Here is a 17947-nt window from a genome sequence, read left to right as displayed (position 1 = left end):
GACATGTGATGCCTCTGGTCAACCCGTTGCTAAGATTTGAAGGTCGCAGACCGCGTGCCTCTACCTGATCGTCATGGCGGCTTCCCAGTAGGCTCAGCACTTCCAGCCACTCAAAACGATCACCCTAGAGGCCCTGGAATCCAACGGGGATCTTCGCGTCGATGACCGCTACACGGGTCGCCGGCCCAACCATCAAGGGCTACGCCTACCAGTTTGATCAAACAATCATTGCCATCTTGGATGCGGAGACCACTAACGGGACTGTAGTCATCGAAGGATGCGAAGACATTGACATCCATACCGATGGCGGCATTGAGGCCGTTCAGTGCAAATATCACGAGGAAAGATCTTTTTCTCTTGTTGGGTTGCGCAAGGTGTTGCTACCCATGCTTCATTCCTTGACGGAGGGCAAGGACTATGACTATCGACTCTATGCACACTACTCCGATAATGTCGACGTCCCTCACCGTCTGAATGTCGAGCAGATAAAACAGGCACTTACCGAAAAGAAACGGAACCCACCTGAAGTTGTGAGGCATTTTCTTCAGTTCACGCCTGAGATACTAGAGAAATTCTCGCAACAGTTCTCTATCAACTGCGGACCTTCCTTTGAAGAGCAGCGAAGAGCGCTAATATCAGCGCTAGCGAAAAGATTTCGCGGCACATTGGACGATGCCCGAGATCTATACTACGGCAATGCTCTTTCATTGGTCATGGAGCTAGCCATTGCGAAGGATCCAAAGGATCGCATAGTTTCACCTCGAAGCTTTTTGGACCAAATCAATAAACGCGATCCTCTATTCTCGCGCTGGCAAGAGGAGATTCTGGGTAGAGCGCAAGTTCTTCAAGCGATCAAAAAGAAGCTCAAGGCCACCGCAGCACTGAAAACAACTAAGTGGAGGGCACTGGCTCTCTCTGCCAGCTCATTTGACGTTAATGAGCTTTCCGAGATGGCATACTTTCTGGCCACAGAACAATTTGGACAAGGCTACCTAGCAAATGCGCAGCCCTGGACGTTGATCATTGATGGTTCATCTCAGCAAGTTGAAGCCGTAAAGACTGCTCTGATAGAAGAGAACATTTGGTTCAATGATGGCTACGAACACCTAGTCTTCAATCCTGCGATTTTTAACCAGAGGCCAGTAATCAATCTGGACCCGAAGCGGCGAGACCATATAGGTCTACACTCCTACGGAATTCGCGTTATTAGTGCAGAAACATACGCCAAATTCGCCTCGGACATAGAGAACCTCCACACGCTTCTCAGTGTTGGTAATTTGTATTCGTTTGACCACGCCCAAGTTGGCGGGCAAAGGTTTCATCTACATACAGCGGACGTTAGCGATCTCAAGCAACTCCTGATTGAGGGGAGGCCCCGGTGACAGACCTTAGCTCGGTCGCCAAAGTGGTCAGCGTTGCACCGGACCTCATTCAAATTGAGGTTCGTTCGTCAATCGATTATCAGAACCTCGATGTGCAGCTGGAACTAGGGAGCTACCTCAAGATCTCTGATGACAACGGTTTGTCGGTCGTAGCTATTGTCAAAAGCTACCGAATCAAGGACAGCGTGAGCGACATATTGGGGCAGCATCCCAGCGACACACAGTTCATCGTGGACGCTCAACCAGTCGGCCGGCTGCGCGACGGTAAATTCTCACGCGGTGGAAAGCAGATTGCTATTCCCCCTACAAGAGTAGAGATAGCAGAAAAGGGAGTACTAGACGAAATCTATAGTGGCATTCAAAGCGAGAAGCAGTTTAGTTTTGGTTCATTGGCCCAAAATGATCAGGTTCGGCTGATCATTGATGGTGACAAATTTTTCGGCAAGCACATCGGAGTAGTTGGTTCAACCGGCGCCGGAAAATCATGCACAGTAGCGAAAATCCTTCAAGAAGGCACCCGACGTTCAGAAGGCCAGCAAGAAAAGGGCATCCTGAACAACTCGCATGTGATCATTTTTGATTTGCATGGAGAGTACAGCACCGCCTTCCCTCATGCAAATCTGATCGACACCGGAAATCTCAGCCTACCGTACTGGCTAATGAACTCCGAAGAATTGGAGGAAATGTTTATTGAAAGTGCGGAACATAATTCTCACAACCAAATATCTCAATTCAGGCAGGCCGTGATTGCCAACAAGAACAGACACTATGGAAATGAGGGAAAGATCGCGTCTTACGACTCGCCAGTATATTTTAGCCTGCGTGAGGTGATCAATTTTCTAGGCAATTTGAACTCGGAAACCATCGGCAAGAACCCAAACGAAGGCGTCCCCAAGCTAGCGGACGGCACCCTCGTCCATAAGCGCGAGGATCGCTATTTTGCTGAGCAACTTTCGTTTGCTCCAAGCAGTATAAAATCAGGCGAAAAGGCCACCAATGGGCCATTTCATGGCGAATTCAATCGCTTCCTCATGCGGCTGGAAGCTCGCCTTAACGACAAGAGGCTGGGCTTCCTGTTGGAGCCGAAGAACGCTCATGGAGAAGAAGCTCGAACAGAAGATCTCCCTGAAATTTTGGGACAGTTCACAGGATACGGAAAAAATAAAGAAGAGAACAGAAATATCACGATCATCGATCTAAGTGGAGTCCCTTTTGAGGTACTGAGTGTTGTTGTCTCGCTGATCAGTCGAGCCATCTTCACATTCGCGTTTCACTTCAAGAAACATAAGCTCTCTCAGGGACGGGACCTGCCTTATCTCCTCGTTTACGAGGAAGCGCATAACTATGTCCCTCGGAGCGAGGGGGCGAAGTACGGGTCAGTAAAGAAGTCCATCGAGCGCATCGCTAAGGAGGGACGCAAGTATGGCGTGTCACTAATGATCGTCAGTCAGCGCCCTTCGGAAATTTCCGAGACCGTATTCTCCCAATGCAATAACTTCGTTGCTATGAGGCTGACCAACCCGGCAGATCAAAACTACGTAAAGCGCCTCCTTCCCGACACAGTCAGCGCTATCACGGACACCCTCCCAACTCTTGAGAAGCAAGAAGTCATTGTGATTGGCGACTCTGTGTCAATTCCTTCTCTGATTAGAGTAGATGATATCGAAGATCGTCCCGATTCTCGCGATATAGACTTCCACACTGAATGGAAGATGGATTGGCTAGATGTAGCCGTACCTCGCATTATCGCCAAGTGGCAGGCTTGAGCCAAGCAATCGGGAGTCGGTACCTACGTAAGGACGGGCCGCGTCGTCCGTTCAAAATAGTTAGCCAAGCGCAGGCTCATCGAGCGATCCATCGTCACGCCTGATAGCATTTCAGCAGGTATCCATTTAACTTCACTCGACTCGCTACTTGTAGTTGGTCGCCCCTCTATAACCCTTCCGATGAGCACGATCGAGAATTCTTGGCGGACCTCGTCGTTGCTGGTGTAGTGGATGACGTGTTTGGGGTCGCTGTAGATGCCTACTAGGCCGGTGATCTCTACGTCGATGCCGGTTTCTTCTTTGGTTTCACGGACTGCGGCTTGAGAGACGGATTCGCCTAGGTCGATGGCGCCGCCGGGGAGGGCCCAGTTGTCGTTGTCGGTTCGGCGGATCATGAGGATCTCGCCCTTGTCGTTCTCTACGACGACGTTGACTGAGGGGACGAGGCTGTTGGCCTTGGGGGCGTTGGGGTCGTCGTAGTAGTCGATCCTGCGGCCCATGGGTCACTCCCCCGGTATCGGCGTGGCGCCTTCCCAGACGCGTTCGAAGCTCTCGATGTAGGTGTTTACCAGGTCTCCGCCGGCTATGCGGCGCAGGTGCCAGACAGGCGCGTGCGCGGCTGTGATGCCGTAGACGTGGGTGTTGACGAGGAGCTGATCATCCGCGCGGTAGATCGAGTTGTAGAGGACCGTGCGGTGAAAGCGGAACTCGACGCCGTCTTGTTTGCGGAGCGGCCTGTAGAGGACGAGGGCGTTGCGGATCTTCGCGGCCATCGCGTCGTCTACGCCCTCGTCCGTGCCTCGTTCGGCTACCTGTGGGCTGTCTGGGTCACCTAGGAGGATGCGGACGCGGACTCCGGCGCGTGCCTTCTCGGTGAAGGTGCGTTGGATGCCTGCGTCTTCGGAGAGGAAGAGCCCGGCGTAGACCAGGACGCCGATCTCTTCTTTGGCTGTGGCGAAGAGACGCCCCCATGCGTCCCTTGGGATGGTCGTGCGGTGAGGGTAGACCGTGACGAGTTCGCTGCCGGACGCTGCGGTGACTTGCTCGCTGGTGAGCGCGTCGGGCCAGAGGAAGGTCTCATCGACGCCCAAGCGCGAAGCCACTGCGTAGCGGTGCCGCCGGTACGGGGTCCGGTCCTTGGTGATCCACCGTTCTACGGTCTTCTGGTCAACGCCGATTGACTCGGCGAGGGCGGCGACCGTCAAGCCCTGTTCGAGCAGGGCGGCGCGTAGGCGTTCGTTCGGCATGCACCTGTCCGGATCCGGGACGTCCTAGGACGCGGTCAACACTATGAGGACGTCGTGAACACGTCCAGTCATGTAGTGATCTCGTCCCACAGGTCAAGCGCACTCTCTTTCTCGTAAGGCACGCCGACCGCCCGAGCCGCCCCCGCCGGACCGGGCCTTACGAGAGGAGTGATCACATGATCCTCGTCCTGGCCTCGATCATCGCCGTCTTCCTCGCCGGCTCTACCTGCGGCATCTTCGCCATGCTCGTCATCGGCATTCACGCCGAAGAGCGTCGGGCGATGCGCGGAGGTGGCGCCTCCTCGCGGGCCGGTGCCGCATCCCGGCGTCTGCTCAGCACGCGGACGTGTGACGACGTCCCGGCCCGAGTCACGGCGGGACGGTGACGCCGTTGCGTATGTCGCGCGTCATCACTGGCCACACCTGCGCCTGCGGCGCGCGTGTCGATCCCGGGAACCGCAGGTGTCGCAAGTGCCGGGCCCGTGCCCGTTGGGAACGGCGCAGGTGCGGCTCGCGGTTCCCGGACCTGTGGCTTTGAGAAGGGAGGTGAGACAAGAGGTGACCGTCTCGGTTCCGCTGGTGGTGATCCTGGGCGCCGTCGTGTGGGTTGCGTGGCGCTACATGGGGCTTCGCGCCTGGCACGTGGTCGTGTGCCTGCTCTTGGGGTTCTCTCTCGCCGCGACAAGCGCTGCCCCCGAGATCCGGCGGCTGGTGACCGTACTCGTCCAGACCTTCAGCCAGCACTGACGTTCCCGACCGAAGGGAGGGATGCCCGAGTGCCTGATACCCCCGAGCACGTCAAGATCGACCTTCAGGAGGTTCGTACCCGTAACCTCGCCGCCCGAGAGATCGTCTCCGCTCTGTCCGATGCCATGCCGAGCATCGCGGACCTGTGGCTTCGTCTCAACGCCGCACTTGCCGACGTCCCCGCGCTCAACTCCGAGATCATTCGGCTTCTCGCCGCACTGGCCAAGGTGCGGCGCGATCACGCGAACCTGGTGGCCGCCGGCCGCGCCACCGTCAACGCCGACCAGGACGCCGAGCCGGATCCGCTGTACTACCTGCGCGACGAGCTTCGCGCACAAGGTCACCTTCCGCCGGACTCGTGGGGACGCCCATGAGCCGATCACGGCAGATGCGGCGGCATGCGCAGAAAATGCGCCGCAACGGCCTACAACCCATGGTCGTCATCAACAGCGATGACCCGCTCCCGGACGTTGCCGCCGTCCTCATTGGGCGGGCGCTGTGGCGGTACCGGTCCGAACTCGCTCCGTTCTACCTCGCGGTCACGCTGGCACTCGGTGGTGTGGTCCTGCACATCACGCATCCGGAGTGGTGGCCTTACCTGCTCGGCATCGCCACGGTGACCGCGTGGACGTTGGTGATGTTCGGGGACCGGTTCGGGCTGGCTCTGCGCAGCGAGCGTCTGTACGGCGCGGCCGTCGCCTTGGGATCCGGGAGTTGGCTTGCGGCCGTGACCGCTCTCGGTGTCACCTTCCGGCCGCTCCCTCAGTTCCTTGTCGGTGGCGGTGTCGTGCTGGCCCTCCCTTGGTGGACGCATCGGCGACGCCGCGCCAAGGTTCGCGTAGATCGGCAGATAGCCGCATGGCCGGAGATCGCCCAGACGATCGGGCTTGCTGGCTCCCGTGCACAATCCGCGGTGGTGGACGTGTGGGGCTGGCGCGCCCGGTTCGCGCTGGCACGAGGTCAGACGATCGAGGACGTGATCGCGAAGGTTCCGACGATCGAATCGGCGCTCGGCACCTTCCGGGGTGCTGTGCGCGTCTTCCCGACACGCGACGGGAAGGCCAATCGGTTCGAGTTGAGGGTGCTCAACACCGATCCGCACGCCGATGCGATCCCGTGGCCGGGACCGTCCGTCTCGTCGATCTCCGAGCCGATCGACCTGGGCCCGTTCGAGGACGCGACCGGCGCCCGTGTTCTGCTGCTGCGTCGGCACGGCCTGATGGGTGGCGTAGCCGGCTCCGGTAAGAGCGGCGGCATCAACGTCCTGATGGGGAATCTCTCCGCGTGCCGGGATGTGGTCATCTGGGCCATTGACCTCAAGCGCGGCATGGAGCTCCAGCCGTGGGCATCGTGCATCGATCGCCTCGCGATCACGCCTGAGCAAGCCCGCGCTCTCCTCCGGGACGCCGTGACGATCCTGGAGGCACGGGCCGACTCGCTCACGGCAGAGGGCCGGCGCGTGTGGGAGCCGACCCCGGAGTCTCCCGCCCTGGTGATCATCGTGGACGAGTACGCGGAGCTCGCCGATGATGCGCCCGATGCGGCGAGTGACACTGACTCGATCGCTCGGCGCGGACGGGCCGTTGCGGTGACCCTTGTCGCGGCGACTCAGCGCCCGACGCAGAAGGCCATGGGTAAGGGTGCCGTGCGGTCGCAGATGGACGTGCGCGTCAGTTTCCGTGTTCGGGAGGCGTAAGGACGTCGATCTCATCCTCGGGCAAGGGATGCTCGCGGCGGGATGGCACGCCCACACTCTCAACGCTCCCGGCAAGTTCCTCCTGTCCGCGCCTGAGCACGACACGCCGCGACGAGGGCGCGCGTACCTGCTCACCGATGCCGTTGTCAGCGAGACGGCGCGGCGTCATGCCGCTCTCCGTCCCGTGCTGGACGAGATCTCTCGGCGGGCGCTGGACGAGGCGCGCATTAGGCCAGCGCCTGAACTGCCAGAGCCGTCTGTGCGCGTGGAGCCCTCTCGGGAGGAACGGGCCGAGATCGTTCTGAGGGAGGTTCTGGACGGCGCGCCGGACGAAGGGCTCCCGATCGCTCACCTTCTGACGATCACGAAGATGAGTCGTCCCACCCTCTACCGCCGGCTCAATGACCTCGCGAAGAGTGGCCGCGCCGTCCAGGTCGGACGCGGTCGCTACAAGGCTCCCGATCACAGTTCGTAATCGTCTCAACGTCTCGTCTCACGCGCGCGCCTGCACGTAAGGGGCGCGGAGACAACCGTGAGATGAGACGGAGACGAGCACCCACCGTAATCAAGGAGATGATCGCCTACCCGCACCGCGAATGTCCCGGGAAGACCCCGGGCGAGAGGAGGTGGTGACCACGCAGGCGTACACCGTCGAGCAAGTGGCCGAGATCCTCAACGTCGGCCGAGACAAGGTCTACTTCCTGATCCGCACCGGGCAGCTTCGCAGCATCAAGATCGGCAAGCTGCGCCGCATCACCGATCGGCACCTCGCCGAGTTCGTCACCTCCCTGGAAGACGCCAAGCCTTGACGATGGCGTAGCGCATCGTGCTACGTTGCGCTACAGACGTCCCGGGGCGCGCCCCTCGCGGGAAGGCCCCGGGACTACGCCTCTTGATAACTGCATCGACGCGAGCGCGCTCTCTCGGCAAGACCAATCGAGATCGACAGGAGAGGACGCTCAACATGACCACAGGCGACAAGACCACGCTCCCGGCTGTCCGGGTGGACAGTGCGTTCAAGGAGCGGCTCGCCAAGTACGCCGCATCGCAGGAACGCGACGTGTCGTGGGTCATCAGGAAGGCGATCAAGGAGTACCTCGACCGGCACGAGGAGGGATCCCTTGGCGAAGATCCTGATCGGTAAGTACGAGGGGTCGATCTACGCGGAGGGCGACGGGTACACCGGCGCCATCTCGCTCGGCTTCGGCCCCGACGGCAAGCGCAAGCGGCTCAAGCGGAAGGGCAGGACCAAGGCACAGGTCAAGGACAAGCTCATCGAAGCGGTGAATGAGCTTGAGGAAGGGATCAAGACAGAGCGCAACCACACGGTAGAGAAGGCGGTGAACGCCTTCCTGATCGCCCTCGCCAAGCAGGGCAAGAGCGAGGCGACCATGAAAACCTACCGTGGCCTCGCGGACAACCACATCGTCACCAAGATCGGCAAGGTCAGGCTCGCGGACCTGACGGCGGACGCGGTCGAAACGTGGCTCGACGAGTGCGCCGAGAACATGACCACGCAGACGCTCAAGATCCTTCACGGCCTGCTCAGGCGGGCGATACGGCTCGCAGAGCGGCGCGGCAAGGTCAAGCGCAACGTGGCTGCGCTGGTGGACACCCCGCAAGGCAAGCGGCCCACGCGGAGGTCTCGGTCCCTGTCCCTCAAGCAGGCGACCAAGCTTCTCCGCACGGCGCAGGATCCACAGCACCGGCTCGGGGCGTACGTCATCCTGGCGATCGTCTCGGGTCTGCGCACGGAGGAACTCCGGGCGCTGACCTGGGCCGACGTGGACCTCAAGAAGAAGGTGGTCTACGTCCTCCGTTCCGACAGGGAGGGAGGCGACACGAAGACCAAAAAGAGCCGCCGTGGTGTCGCGGTCGCAGACATGGCCGTTGACGCGCTCACGGCCCTACGCAAGCGTCAGGCCGCCGAGAAGCTCCAGGCGGGCGACGCGTGGCAGGGACACAATCTCGTCTTCTGCAAGGAGGACGGGACGCCTTACACGGACGGCGATGTACTCCGACGCTTCCAGAAGATCACGGCGGCGGCCGGTCTCGGCTCCGCCTGGGTGCCGCGCGAGTTGCGGCACACGTTCGTGTCCATCATGAGCGACCAGGGCGTTGCCCTGGAGAAGATCAGTGACCTGGTGGGGCACACCAGCACGCACACCACGCAGGCCGTCTACCGGCATGGACTCCGTCCTGTGATCACCACGGGCGCCGAGAAGATGAACGCCATCTTCAAGGACGAGAAGAGCAAGTCAGCCTAGGGAGTGGCTCCCGAATCGGCTCCCCTGACCTCGTCCGACCACGCTGAGCAGGCACATCGCACTAATGCGGGCGAAACCCGCATTAGCCGCCGACGACCTGGGGGCCGGTGGGCGTCCAGTGGACGAGGACGGGCTCGTGGGCGGTCTGGGCGCCGGTGGACGGGTCGATGGCGAAGGCCCCGAACATGGTGCTGGTGCGCAAGCGCGTGGCGACGGCCCATACCGATCGGCGGGCCGGGCTTCCGGCGGCGCGAAGGCAGTGCGCGGCGATCACCGCCGCGGCGTACGCCTGCGCCGCCGGGTAGTCGGGCTGGATGCCCGTGCGTCGCCGGAACGCGGCGATGAAGGCGGTCTCTTCCAGGCCGAGTTCCGGTTCGTGCGCGCGTCCCGGAGACCACTGCCCCACCCCGTAGATCCCTCGGGGATCGTCGGTGGCGTCGCCGAACTCGCGGACGCCCGCCGCCACCGCGCACAACGTCCCCGGTGGGTTGGGCAGCGCTTGGGCGGTGGTCACCGTCCGCACGTCCTCCTCGAAGGACGCGGCGCACAGCAGGTTCCATCGGACCGATTCGTCCAGCTCTGGGAGCCCGCCGACGCGGGCGACGTCGATGCCCAGGGCGCGTGCCGCGGCTTCGGCGCCGTTCGCGACCTGCCTTCCGAAGCCGCCCTTCCCCTGGACGACGTAGAGCCGGGCGGATCCCCGGACCGTCGCCAGATGCCGCAGGAACGGATCGGCGTACCGGCTCGTGGGGGTCGGCACCGAGACGACATGGCCGGGATGGGCCGTCTCGACGTCGTCGCCGGAGCCGCCGTGGTTCCACACCAGCCGGTCGAGGTCGGCGGCGATGTCGCCCGCGGCCCGCATGAGGTCGGTCGAATAGGGGCCCAGCAGCACGTCGCACCGGCCGGCGAGCCCGCGGAAGGCCGCCCGAAACCGGTGCCGGTCGCTGTGGTCGTCCTCGATCAGCACGTCGGCGTTCTCGTCTGCCGCGCGCCACACGTCCAGGGCGGCCGCGGCCTGGCGGCCGAACCTGGCGTACCTGCCCGTCAACGACAGGCAGGCGCCGACGCGCAATCGGGCCATGGCCACCCCATGCCCGCCCGGGCCGTCGCGATTCGCCGGGGGCGGCTCAGCCGGTCCAGCGCTCGCCGGTCAGGCGTTCGTAGACCTCGACGTAGCGGGCGCGGGTCGCGTCGACGATCTCCTGGGGGATCTCCGGGCCGGGGGGCGTGCGGTCCCAGTCGAGCGTGCTGCTCCAGTCGCGGACGAACTGCTTGTCCAGGGAGTGCTGCGCGCGGCCGGGCCGCCACTCGTCGGCGGGCCAGAAGCGGGAGGAGTCGGGCGTGAGCACCTCGTCGGCGAGGACGAGGGTGCCGTCGGGGGCGCGGCCGAACTCCAGCTTGGTGTCGGCGATGACGATGCCGCGCCCGGCGGCCAGCTCCGCGCCGCGCCGGTAGACCTCCAGGGTGGTCTCCCGCAGCCGCGCGGCGGTGTCGGCGCCGATCTCCGCCACCACGTCGGCGTAGGTGATGAACTCGTCGTGCCCCTCGGTGGCCTTGGTGGTCGGGGTGAAGATCGGCTCGGGCAGCTTCGACGCCTCGACCAGGCCGGACGGCAGCGCCACCCCCGAGACGGTGCCGCTCTTCTCGTACTCCTTCAGGCCGAGGCCCGCCAGGTAGCCGCGGGCGATCCACTCCACGGGCAGCATGGTCAGGCGGCGGCAGCGGATCGCCCGGCCCCGCCACTCGTCCGGTACGTCCGTCGCCGAGATGACGTGGTTGGGGACGACGTCGGCGAGCCGCTCGAACCACCACAGCGACAGCCGGGTGAGGATCTTGCCCTTGTCGGGGATCGGGGTGGGCAGCACCACGTCGTAGACGCTCACCCGGTCGGAGGCGACCAGGATCAGGTCGTCGCCGTCGGCGTAGACGTCCCGGACCTTGCCGGAGTGGATCAGTTCCATGGTGTTCCTCAGCCCTCGCGTGTCCATCGGCCGGCCGGCGGCCACGACCGCAATGTACTCGCCGTGCCCGGCCGCCTCCCGTCCGGGGACCACCCTGCGGCTTACCGCGGCTTAACGCCCCGGCGGCCATGCTCGGGGCATGCGGGTGTTGGTCGTGGAGGACGAGCGGTTGCTGGCCGACACGATCGCCGAGGGGCTGCGGGAGCAGGCGCTGGCGGTCGACGTGGCCTATGACGGGGACGCCGCGCTGGAGCGCGCCTCCCACACCGCCTACGACGTGGTCGTGCTGGACCGGGATCTGCCCGTCGTGCACGGCGACGAGGTGTGCCGCATGCTGGTGGACCGGTCCTACGGGGGGCGGATCCTGATGCTGACCGCCGCCGGGGACGTCGGGCAGCGGGTGGACGGGCTGGCGCTCGGCGCCGACGACTACCTGCCCAAGCCGTTCGTGTTCGAGGAGCTGCTGGCGCGGGTGCGGGCGCTGTCGCGCCGGGCGGTGCGGCCCGTGCCGCCGGTGCTGGAGCGGGCGGGCATCCGGCTGGACCCGTACCGCCACGAGGTGACCCGGGACGGGCGGCCGCTGCGGCTCACCAAGAAGGAGTTCACGGTGCTGGAGGAGCTGCTGCGGGCGGAGGGCGGCGTGGTCAGCGCCGAGCGGCTGCTGGAACGGGCGTGGGACGAGAACATCGACCCGTTCAGCAACATCGTCCGCGTCACCATGGCGACGTTGCGCCGCAAGCTGGGCGATCCTCCGGTCATCCAGACCGTCACGGGATCGGGGTACCGGATATGAACCGGATGCGGCTCAGCGTCCGGGCCCGGCTGACGCTGGTGTACGGGGCGTTGTTCATGGTGACGGCCGGGACGCTGGTCGCCGTCACGTACTGGCTGACGGCGCGGGCCATCGACGCCCGGTTCACCACCGCGTCCGGCACCGGCTCGGCCACGCTGACGCAGATCCCCAAGTCCGCGCTGGGCGTGCGGGTGGAGGAGCTGATGGAGCTGCGGGCGGCGGCCGAGCGGCAGCTGGCCGAGCAGAAGCGCGAGGTGCTGGCGCAGCTGCTGCAGAGCTGCCTGCTCACGCTGCTGGTGGTGGGCGTGCTGGCCGTCGTGATCGGGTACATCGTGGCGGGCCGGATGCTGCGGCCGCTGCACACCGTGACGGCGACCGCGCGGCGGCTGTCGGAGAGCACCCTGCACGAGCGGATCGCGCTGGACGGTCCGCGCGACGAGATCAAGGACCTGGCCGATACGTTCGACCACATGCTGGACCGGCTGCACCGGGCCTTCGACGCCCAGCGCCGGTTCGTGGCCAACGCCTCGCACGAGCTGCGCACCCCGCTGACGATCAACCGGACGGTGCTTGAGGTGGCGCTGGCCAGCGCGAAGAACCCGCCGGAGACCAAGGCGCTGGCGGACGTGCTGCTGGGCAACACCGCGCGGCACGAACGGCTGATCGAGGGGTTGCTGCTGCTGGCGCGCAGCGAGCGCGAGCTGAACACCCGCACCGAGACGCCGCTGCCGGACGTGGCGCGCAGCGCCGTGGCGCAGCTCGACCGGCAGGCCGCCGACGGCGAGCTGACCGTGGAGGTGGACGCCCGCCCCGCGACGGTGCTGGGCGACCCGGTGCTGCTGGAGCGGTGCGCTGTCAACCTGGTGGAGAACGCGGTGAAGTACAACGTGCCCGGCGGGCGGGTGTGGGTGTCGACCGGGGAGGAGAACGGCGCGGCGGTGCTGCGGGTGGCCAACACGGGCCGGACGGTGCCGTCCTACGAGGTCGGGGCGATCTTCGAGCCGTTCCGGCGGCTGCGCGGCGACCGGGTGGGGTCCGCCGAGGGCGCGGGGCTGGGGCTGTCGATCGTCGCGGCGGTGGTGCGGGCGCACGGCGGGGTGATCGAGACGCTGCCGCGTCCCGACGGCGGGCTGGCCATCACGGTGCGGCTGCCCGCCGTGCCCGCGGCCGTCCCGGCGGGTCACTGACGCCGCGCGGCGGCACGCCGTCAGTGGTTACTGACGAGTAGGATGGGCATGGTTACCCGCGAGTAGCCGGGGCCGCTCCCGGCCCGGCGCCGTGATCATCCGAGGAGGACGACCGTGCCCCGTACCGCACGCGACGTCGTGTTCGTCGACGGCGTACGCACGCCGTTCGGCAAGGCGGGCCCCAAGGGCCTGTACGCCGAGACCCGCGCGGACGACCTGGTCGTCCGCGCCATCCGCGAGCTGATGCGCCGCAACCCGTCGCTGCCGCCCGAGCGGGTGGACGAGGTGGCGATCGCGGCGACCACCCAGATCGGCGACCAGGGCCTGACGATCGGCCGGTCCGCCGCCGTGCTGGCCGGGCTGCCCAAGAGCGTGCCCGGATACGCGATCGACCGCATGTGCGCGGGCGCGATGACCGCCGTCACCACGACCGGCGCCGGCATCGCGTTCGGCGCCTACGACGTGGCGATCGCGGGCGGCGTCGAGCACATGGGCCGCCACCCCATGGGCGAGGGCGTCGACCCCAACCCGCGGTTCCTGGCCGAGCGGCTGGTCGACCCGTCGGCGCTGGTCATGGGCTCGACGGCGGAGAACCTGCACGACCGGTTCCCCGAGATCACCAAGGAGCGGGCCGACGCGTACGCGGTGCGCAGCCAGGAGAAGGTCGCCGCCGCCTACGCCGCCGGGAAGATCCAGCCGGACCTGGTGCCGACCGCCGTCCGCTCGGCCGACAAGGGCTGGGGCCTGGCCACCGAGGACGAGCCGCCCCGCCCCGGCACCACCATGGAGGGGCTGGCCGCGCTGAAGACGCCCTTCCGGGTGGCGGGCCGGGTGACGGCGGGCAACGCCGCCGGGCTCAACGACGGCGCGACCGCCTGCCTGCTGGCCGCCGAGGACGCCGCGCGCGAGCTCGGCCTCACGCCGCGCATGCGGCTGGTGGACTACGCCTTCGCCGGGGTGGAGCCGGAGGTCATGGGCGTCGGCCCGGTCCCGGCCACCGAGAAGCTGCTCGCCCGCAACGCGCTGACCATGGACGACATCGGCCTCATCGAGATCAACGAGGCGTTCGCCGTGCAGGTGCTGGCGTTCCTGGACCACTTCAAGATCGCCGACGACGACCCGCGGGTGAACCCGTGGGGCGGCGCCATCGCCCTCGGCCACCCGCTGGCCTCCTCCGGCGTGCGGCTGATGAACCAGCTGTCGCGGCTGTTCGAGGAGCGCACCGACGTCCGCTACGGCCTGACCACGATGTGCGTCGGCATGGGCATGGGCGGCACCGTCCTGTGGGAGAACGCGAACTGGGAGGGCGCCAAGTGAGCGCGGACATCACCAACCTCTTCGAGGGCGAGGTGGTCACCCACGCCCGCGTCCGCGACGTGACGCTGCCGTACGGGGCGGGCACCCTGGCACTGATCACCCTGGACAACGGGCACGACCACACCAAGCCCAACACCTTCGGCCCGGCCGGGCTGACCGAGCTGAACGCCGCGATCGACCAGGTGGCCGGCCGCGACGACATCGTCGCCGTCGGCGTCACCGGCAAGCCGTTCATCTTCGCGGTCGGCGCCGACCTCAAGGGCGTGCCGCTGATCAGGACCCGCGAGGACGCCCTGGCCATCGGGAAGCTGGGCCACGACGTGTTCCGGCGCCTCGGCGAGCTGCGCGTGCCGACGTTCGCCTACGTCAACGGCGCGGCCATGGGCGGCGGCGTGGAGATCGCGCTGCACTGCACCTACCGCACGATCTCCTCCTCGGTCCCGGCGCTGTCGCTGCCGGAGGCGTTCCTCGGCCTGGTGCCGGGGTGGGGCGGCACGTACCTGCTGCCCAACCTGATCGGCGCCGAGAAGGCCCTCAAGGTCGTCATCGACCATCCGCTCGCGCAGAACCGGCAGCTCAAGGGCCCGCAGGCGTACGAGCTGGGCATCGCCGACGCGATGTTCGAGGCGGCCGACTTCCTGGAGGAGTCGCTGGCCTGGACCGCCCGCGTCCTCAACGGCGACATCACCGTCGAGCGCACGCCCGTCGACAAGGGCAAGGCGTGGGACGACGCCGTCGCCATGGCCCGCTGGAACGTCGACGGCAAGCTGCACGGCGCCGCGCCGTCCTACGTCCGCGCGCTCGACCTGGTGGCCGCCGCCAAGGACCGCACCCGCGACGAGGGCTTCGCCGCCGAGGACGAGGCGCTGGCCGACCTCATCATGAGCGACGAGCTGCGCGCCGGCCTGTACGCGTTCGACCTCACCCAGAAGCGCGCCAAGCGTCCCGCCGGGGCGCCCGACAAGAGCCTGGCGCGTCCCGTCACCAAGGTCGGCGTGGTCGGCGCGGGCCTGATGGCGAGCCAGCTGGCGCTGCTGTTCGCCCGCCGCCTGGAGGTCCCGGTCGTGCTGACCGACCTGGACCAGGAGCGGCTGGACAAGGGCGTCGGCCACGCCCATGGCGAGATCGACAAGCTGCTGGCCAAGGGCCGGGTGTCGGCCGACAAGGCGTCCCGGCTCAAGGCGCTGATCACCGGATCGCTGTCCAAGGACGCGTTCGCGGGCGCCGACTTCGTGATCGAGGCCGTCTTCGAGGAGATGTCGGTCAAGCAGAAGGTGTTCGCCGAGGTCGAGGCCGTGGTCTCGGACGAGTGCGTGCTGGCCACCAACACCTCCTCGCTGTCGGTGACCGAGATGGCGGCCAAGCTGCGGCGCCCCGAGCGGGTCGTGGGCTTCCACTTCTTCAACCCGGTCGCGGTGCTGCCGCTGCTGGAGATCGTCCGCGGGGAGAAGACCGACGACGCCGCGCTGGCCACCGCGTTCGCCGTCGGCAGGCAGCTGAAGAAGTCGTGCGTGCTGGTCAAGGACGCCCCGGCGTTCGTGGTCAACCGGATCCTGGTGCGGCTGCTCGCCGAGATCGTCAAGGCGGTCGACGAGGGGACGCCGATCGAGACGGCCGAGCGCGCCGCGGCCCCGCTGGGCCTGCCGATGCCGCCGTTCGTGCTGATGGGCCTGGTCGGACCGGCCATCGCGCTGCACGTCAACGAGACGCTGCACGCGGCGTTCCCGGACCGCTTCCCGCTGTCGGACAACCTGGCCAAGATGGTCGCGGCGGGCAAGACCGGCGTGTACCGGCCCGACTTCACCCTCGACCCCGAGGTGGTGGAGATCTTCTCCGGGGGCGACGCGCCGTCCACCGAGGAGCAGGTGCTGGCGCGGGCGCTGCGGGCCCTGGCCGAGGAGATCCGGATCATGCTGGACGAGGGCGTGGTCGCCGCGCCGCAGGACATCGACCTGTGCATGATCCTCGGCGCGGGCTGGCCGTTCCACCTGGGCGGCATTACCCCGTACCTGGACCGCACCGGCGTGTCGGAGGAGGTGACCGGCGCCCGCTTCCTGGAGCCGGGCGTCGCCTCCCTCCCCCGCTGACCGCGTCCACACGCGCGGGGAGGCGCCCCCAGGCCGGGGCGTCTCCCCGCGAGGCACGTCCTGCCCTGACCTGACCGACACGTGACCCTGGTCACTGTGTCTTTTCAGGCGAGGCATGGGCACAATGGCCCGCATGACTCCTGGTGCGCGCGTCGCCGTCGTCGGCTCGGGGCCCGCGGGCCTGTACGCCGCGGAAGCGCTGGTCAAGCAGGCCGACGGGGACGTCCAGGTGGACGTCTTCGACCGGCTGCCGACCCCGTACGGGCTGGTCCGCTACGGCGTCGCGCCCGACCACAAGTCCATCAAGTCGATCGCCCGCTACCTGCAGCGCGTGCTGGAGCACCCGGCCGTGCGGTTCTTCGGCTGCGTGGAGCTCGGCCGCGACCTGACCCGCGCCGACCTGCTGGAGTGCTACGACGCCGTCGTCTACTCCACCGGCGCCATGGTCGACCGGCACCTGGGCGTGCCCGGCGAGGACCTGCCCGGCAGCGTCGCCGCCACCGACTTCGTCAACTGGTACTGCGGCCATCCCGACGCCGCCGACCACGGCTTCGACCTGTCGGTCGAGGAGGTCGCGGTCATCGGCGTGGGCAACGTGGCCGTCGACGTGGTGCGGATCCTGGCCAAGACCGTCGACGAGCTGCGCGAGACCGACATCCCCGAGCACGTGCTGGAGGCGCTGGCCGCCAGCCGGGTCCGCCGCATCCACATGATCGGGCGGCGCGGGCCGGCGCAGGCCAAGTTCACCACCAAGGAGCTGCGCGAGCTGGGCGAGCTGCCGCACGCCGGGATCCACGTCAGCCCTGAGGACATGCGGCTCGACCCCGCCGATGCCGCGCTGGCCGAGTCCGACCGGCACGTGCGCGGCAACGTCGCGGTGCTGAACGGCTGGACGGGCGAACCGCCCGCCGACCGGCCGCGCCGCATCGATGTGCGGTTCTGGCGGGCGCCCCGCGAGATCGTCGGCACCGGCCGGGTCGAGGCGCTGCGGCTGGAGCGCACCCGGCTCGGCGACGACGGCCGCGTCACCGGGACCGGCGAGTACGAGACGCTGCCGGTCGGCATGGTGCTGCGCTCGGTCGGCTACCAGAGCGTCCCGCTGGACGGCGTGCCGTTCGACGAGCGCGCCTACGTGGTGCCGAACCAGGGCGGGCGCATCCTCGGCCCGGACGGCTCCCCGGTCCCCCGCGAGTACGTGGCGGGGTGGATCAAGCGCGGCCCGACCGGCGTGGTCGGCACCAACAAGTCCGACGCCGCCGAGACCGTCCGGCATCTGCTGGCCGACCTCGACGAGGGCCGCGAACCCCCGGTCCGCAAGATCGAGGAACTGCTCGCCGAGCGCGACCTGCCGGTGGTCACCTACGCCGACTGGCTCAACCTGGACGCCGCCGAGATCGCCCTGGCCCGGTCGCTGAACCGCGGCGAACGCGTCAAGCTGGCCCGGTGGGACGCCATGCGCGCCGCCTGCCGCCCGTCCTGAGCAGGCCCGGCCAC

At 66.4% G+C, this 17947-nt stretch carries 19 protein-coding genes; 15 read left to right on the top strand and 4 right to left on the bottom strand.

The genetic code is table 11. The features are described from left to right. Positions 1-161 precede the first annotated feature (161 nt). Positions 162-1382, top strand: coding sequence for a hypothetical protein (locus ABD811_RS34650; RefSeq protein ID WP_344956212.1), 1221 nt, complete (start codon positions 162-164; stop codon positions 1380-1382). Next, positions 1379-3148 (top strand): ATP-binding protein, encoded by a 1770-nt coding sequence (locus ABD811_RS34645; RefSeq protein WP_344956210.1) that lies wholly within the window; start codon positions 1379-1381, stop codon positions 3146-3148. The genes ABD811_RS34650 and ABD811_RS34645 overlap by 4 nt, the downstream gene beginning before the upstream one ends. Before the next feature lie 23 nt (positions 3149-3171). On the opposite strand, the gene ABD811_RS34640 is transcribed toward ABD811_RS34645, so the two are convergent. Continuing rightward, entirely contained in the window at positions 3172-3648 is a 477-nt protein-coding gene (locus ABD811_RS34640) for an NUDIX domain-containing protein (RefSeq protein ID WP_344956208.1), read from the bottom strand. 3 nt (positions 3649-3651) lie between these two features. After that, complete coding sequence (locus ABD811_RS34635; RefSeq protein ID WP_344956206.1) at positions 3652-4395, bottom strand: helix-turn-helix domain-containing protein; 744 nt, start codon at positions 4393-4395, stop codon at positions 3652-3654. A 176-nt stretch (positions 4396-4571) separates the two neighbouring features. Here ABD811_RS34635 and ABD811_RS34630 point away from each other — a divergent pair, with 176 nt between their 5' ends. The 8 genes from ABD811_RS34630 (at position 4572) to ABD811_RS34595 (ending at position 9105) form a co-directional block, all read left to right on the top strand. Further along, positions 4572-4781, top strand: coding sequence for a hypothetical protein (locus ABD811_RS34630; protein WP_344956204.1), 210 nt, complete (start codon positions 4572-4574; stop codon positions 4779-4781). Positions 4782-4953: 172 nt separating this feature from the next. Then, positions 4954-5142, top strand: a complete 189-nt coding sequence (locus ABD811_RS34625) for a hypothetical protein (RefSeq protein ID WP_344956202.1) — start codon at positions 4954-4956, stop codon at positions 5140-5142. A gap of 29 nt (positions 5143-5171) precedes the next feature. Then, positions 5172-5516 carry a hypothetical protein gene (locus ABD811_RS34620; protein ID WP_344956200.1) on the top strand — a complete coding sequence of 115 codons (345 nt, stop codon included), beginning with the start codon at positions 5172-5174 and terminating at the stop codon, positions 5514-5516. Further along, positions 5513-6838 carry a cell division protein FtsK gene (locus ABD811_RS34615; RefSeq protein ID WP_344956198.1) on the top strand — a complete coding sequence of 442 codons (1326 nt, stop codon included), beginning with the start codon at positions 5513-5515 and terminating at the stop codon, positions 6836-6838. Before ABD811_RS34620 ends, ABD811_RS34615 begins: the two co-directional genes overlap by 4 nt. A gap of 28 nt (positions 6839-6866) precedes the next feature. Beyond that, complete coding sequence (locus ABD811_RS34610) at positions 6867-7313, top strand: hypothetical protein (RefSeq protein ID WP_344956196.1); 447 nt, start codon at positions 6867-6869, stop codon at positions 7311-7313. A 154-nt stretch (positions 7314-7467) separates the two neighbouring features. Then, positions 7468-7647, top strand: coding sequence for a helix-turn-helix domain-containing protein (locus ABD811_RS34605; RefSeq protein ID WP_344956194.1), 180 nt, complete (start codon positions 7468-7470; stop codon positions 7645-7647). A gap of 155 nt (positions 7648-7802) precedes the next feature. After that, positions 7803-7982, top strand: a complete 180-nt coding sequence (locus ABD811_RS34600) for a CopG family ribbon-helix-helix protein (protein WP_344956192.1) — start codon at positions 7803-7805, stop codon at positions 7980-7982. Then, positions 7960-9105: a site-specific integrase gene (locus tag ABD811_RS34595; RefSeq protein ID WP_344956190.1), complete on the top strand. Its 1146-nt coding sequence runs from the start codon at positions 7960-7962 to the stop codon at positions 9103-9105. The genes ABD811_RS34600 and ABD811_RS34595 overlap by 23 nt, the downstream gene beginning before the upstream one ends. A gap of 82 nt (positions 9106-9187) precedes the next feature. Here ABD811_RS34595 and ABD811_RS34590 read toward each other — a convergent pair whose 3' ends face one another. After that, entirely contained in the window at positions 9188-10189 is a 1002-nt protein-coding gene (locus ABD811_RS34590) for an ABC transporter substrate-binding protein (protein ID WP_344956188.1), read from the bottom strand. A 46-nt stretch (positions 10190-10235) separates the two neighbouring features. Further along, entirely contained in the window at positions 10236-11069 is an 834-nt protein-coding gene (locus ABD811_RS34585) for a phosphoribosylaminoimidazolesuccinocarboxamide synthase (protein WP_344956186.1), read from the bottom strand. Between the two features lie 139 nt (positions 11070-11208). On the opposite strand from ABD811_RS34585, the gene ABD811_RS34580 reads away from it, so the two are divergent. The 5 genes from ABD811_RS34580 to ABD811_RS34560 all read left to right on the top strand — a co-directional run bounded on the left by ABD811_RS34580 (position 11209) and on the right by ABD811_RS34560 (position 17933). Further along, positions 11209-11862 carry a response regulator transcription factor gene (locus ABD811_RS34580; RefSeq protein ID WP_344956184.1) on the top strand — a complete coding sequence of 218 codons (654 nt, stop codon included), beginning with the start codon at positions 11209-11211 and terminating at the stop codon, positions 11860-11862. Next, the gene (locus tag ABD811_RS34575) at positions 11859-13049 is read left to right on the top strand and encodes a sensor histidine kinase (protein ID WP_344956182.1); all 1191 of its coding nucleotides are present in this window, start codon (positions 11859-11861) and stop codon (positions 13047-13049) included. Before ABD811_RS34580 ends, ABD811_RS34575 begins: the two co-directional genes overlap by 4 nt. A 114-nt stretch (positions 13050-13163) precedes the next feature. Beyond that, entirely contained in the window at positions 13164-14366 is a 1203-nt protein-coding gene (locus tag ABD811_RS34570) for a thiolase family protein (RefSeq protein WP_344956180.1), read from the top strand. Continuing rightward, a complete protein-coding gene (locus tag ABD811_RS34565; protein WP_344956178.1) occupies positions 14363-16453 on the top strand; it encodes a 3-hydroxyacyl-CoA dehydrogenase NAD-binding domain-containing protein in 2091 nt (696 codons plus the stop codon). Before ABD811_RS34570 ends, ABD811_RS34565 begins: the two co-directional genes overlap by 4 nt. Before the next feature lie 133 nt (positions 16454-16586). Next, positions 16587-17933 carry an FAD-dependent oxidoreductase gene (locus ABD811_RS34560; protein WP_344956176.1) on the top strand — a complete coding sequence of 449 codons (1347 nt, stop codon included), beginning with the start codon at positions 16587-16589 and terminating at the stop codon, positions 17931-17933. Positions 17934-17947: the final 14 nt, after the last annotated feature.

This window comes from Actinomadura miaoliensis (genome assembly GCF_039536785.1).
Taxonomy (GTDB): Bacteria; Actinomycetota; Actinomycetes; order Streptosporangiales; family Streptosporangiaceae; genus Spirillospora; species Spirillospora miaoliensis.
The sequence above is the reverse complement of the archived record's forward strand: the minus strand, read 5'-3'. Positions and strand labels throughout refer to the sequence as shown.

Bases quoted from the DNA above. Each gene is read 5' to 3' on its own strand.
- ABD811_RS34630 (WP_344956204.1), top strand. From the start codon at position 4,572: ATGATCCTCGTCCTGGCCTCGATCATCGCCGTCTTCCTCGCCGGCTCT.
- ABD811_RS34610 (WP_344956196.1), top strand. From the start codon at position 6,867: ATGCTCGCGGCGGGATGGCACGCCCACACTCTCAACGCTCCCGGCAAG.
- ABD811_RS34615 (WP_344956198.1), top strand. From the start codon at position 5,513: ATGAGCCGATCACGGCAGATGCGGCGGCATGCGCAGAAAATGCGCCGC.
- ABD811_RS34580 (WP_344956184.1), top strand. From the start codon at position 11,209: ATGCGGGTGTTGGTCGTGGAGGACGAGCGGTTGCTGGCCGACACGATC.
- ABD811_RS34650 (WP_344956212.1), top strand. From the start codon at position 162: ATGACCGCTACACGGGTCGCCGGCCCAACCATCAAGGGCTACGCCTAC.
- ABD811_RS34560 (WP_344956176.1), top strand. From the start codon at position 16,587: ATGACTCCTGGTGCGCGCGTCGCCGTCGTCGGCTCGGGGCCCGCGGGC.
- ABD811_RS34600 (WP_344956192.1), top strand. From the start codon at position 7,803: ATGACCACAGGCGACAAGACCACGCTCCCGGCTGTCCGGGTGGACAGT.
- ABD811_RS34635 (WP_344956206.1), bottom strand. From the start codon at position 4,395: ATGCCGAACGAACGCCTACGCGCCGCCCTGCTCGAACAGGGCTTGACG.
- ABD811_RS34575 (WP_344956182.1), top strand. From the start codon at position 11,859: ATGAACCGGATGCGGCTCAGCGTCCGGGCCCGGCTGACGCTGGTGTAC.
- ABD811_RS34640 (WP_344956208.1), bottom strand. From the start codon at position 3,648: ATGGGCCGCAGGATCGACTACTACGACGACCCCAACGCCCCCAAGGCC.
- ABD811_RS34590 (WP_344956188.1), bottom strand. From the start codon at position 10,189: ATGGCCCGATTGCGCGTCGGCGCCTGCCTGTCGTTGACGGGCAGGTAC.
- ABD811_RS34585 (WP_344956186.1), bottom strand. From the start codon at position 11,069: ATGGAACTGATCCACTCCGGCAAGGTCCGGGACGTCTACGCCGACGGC.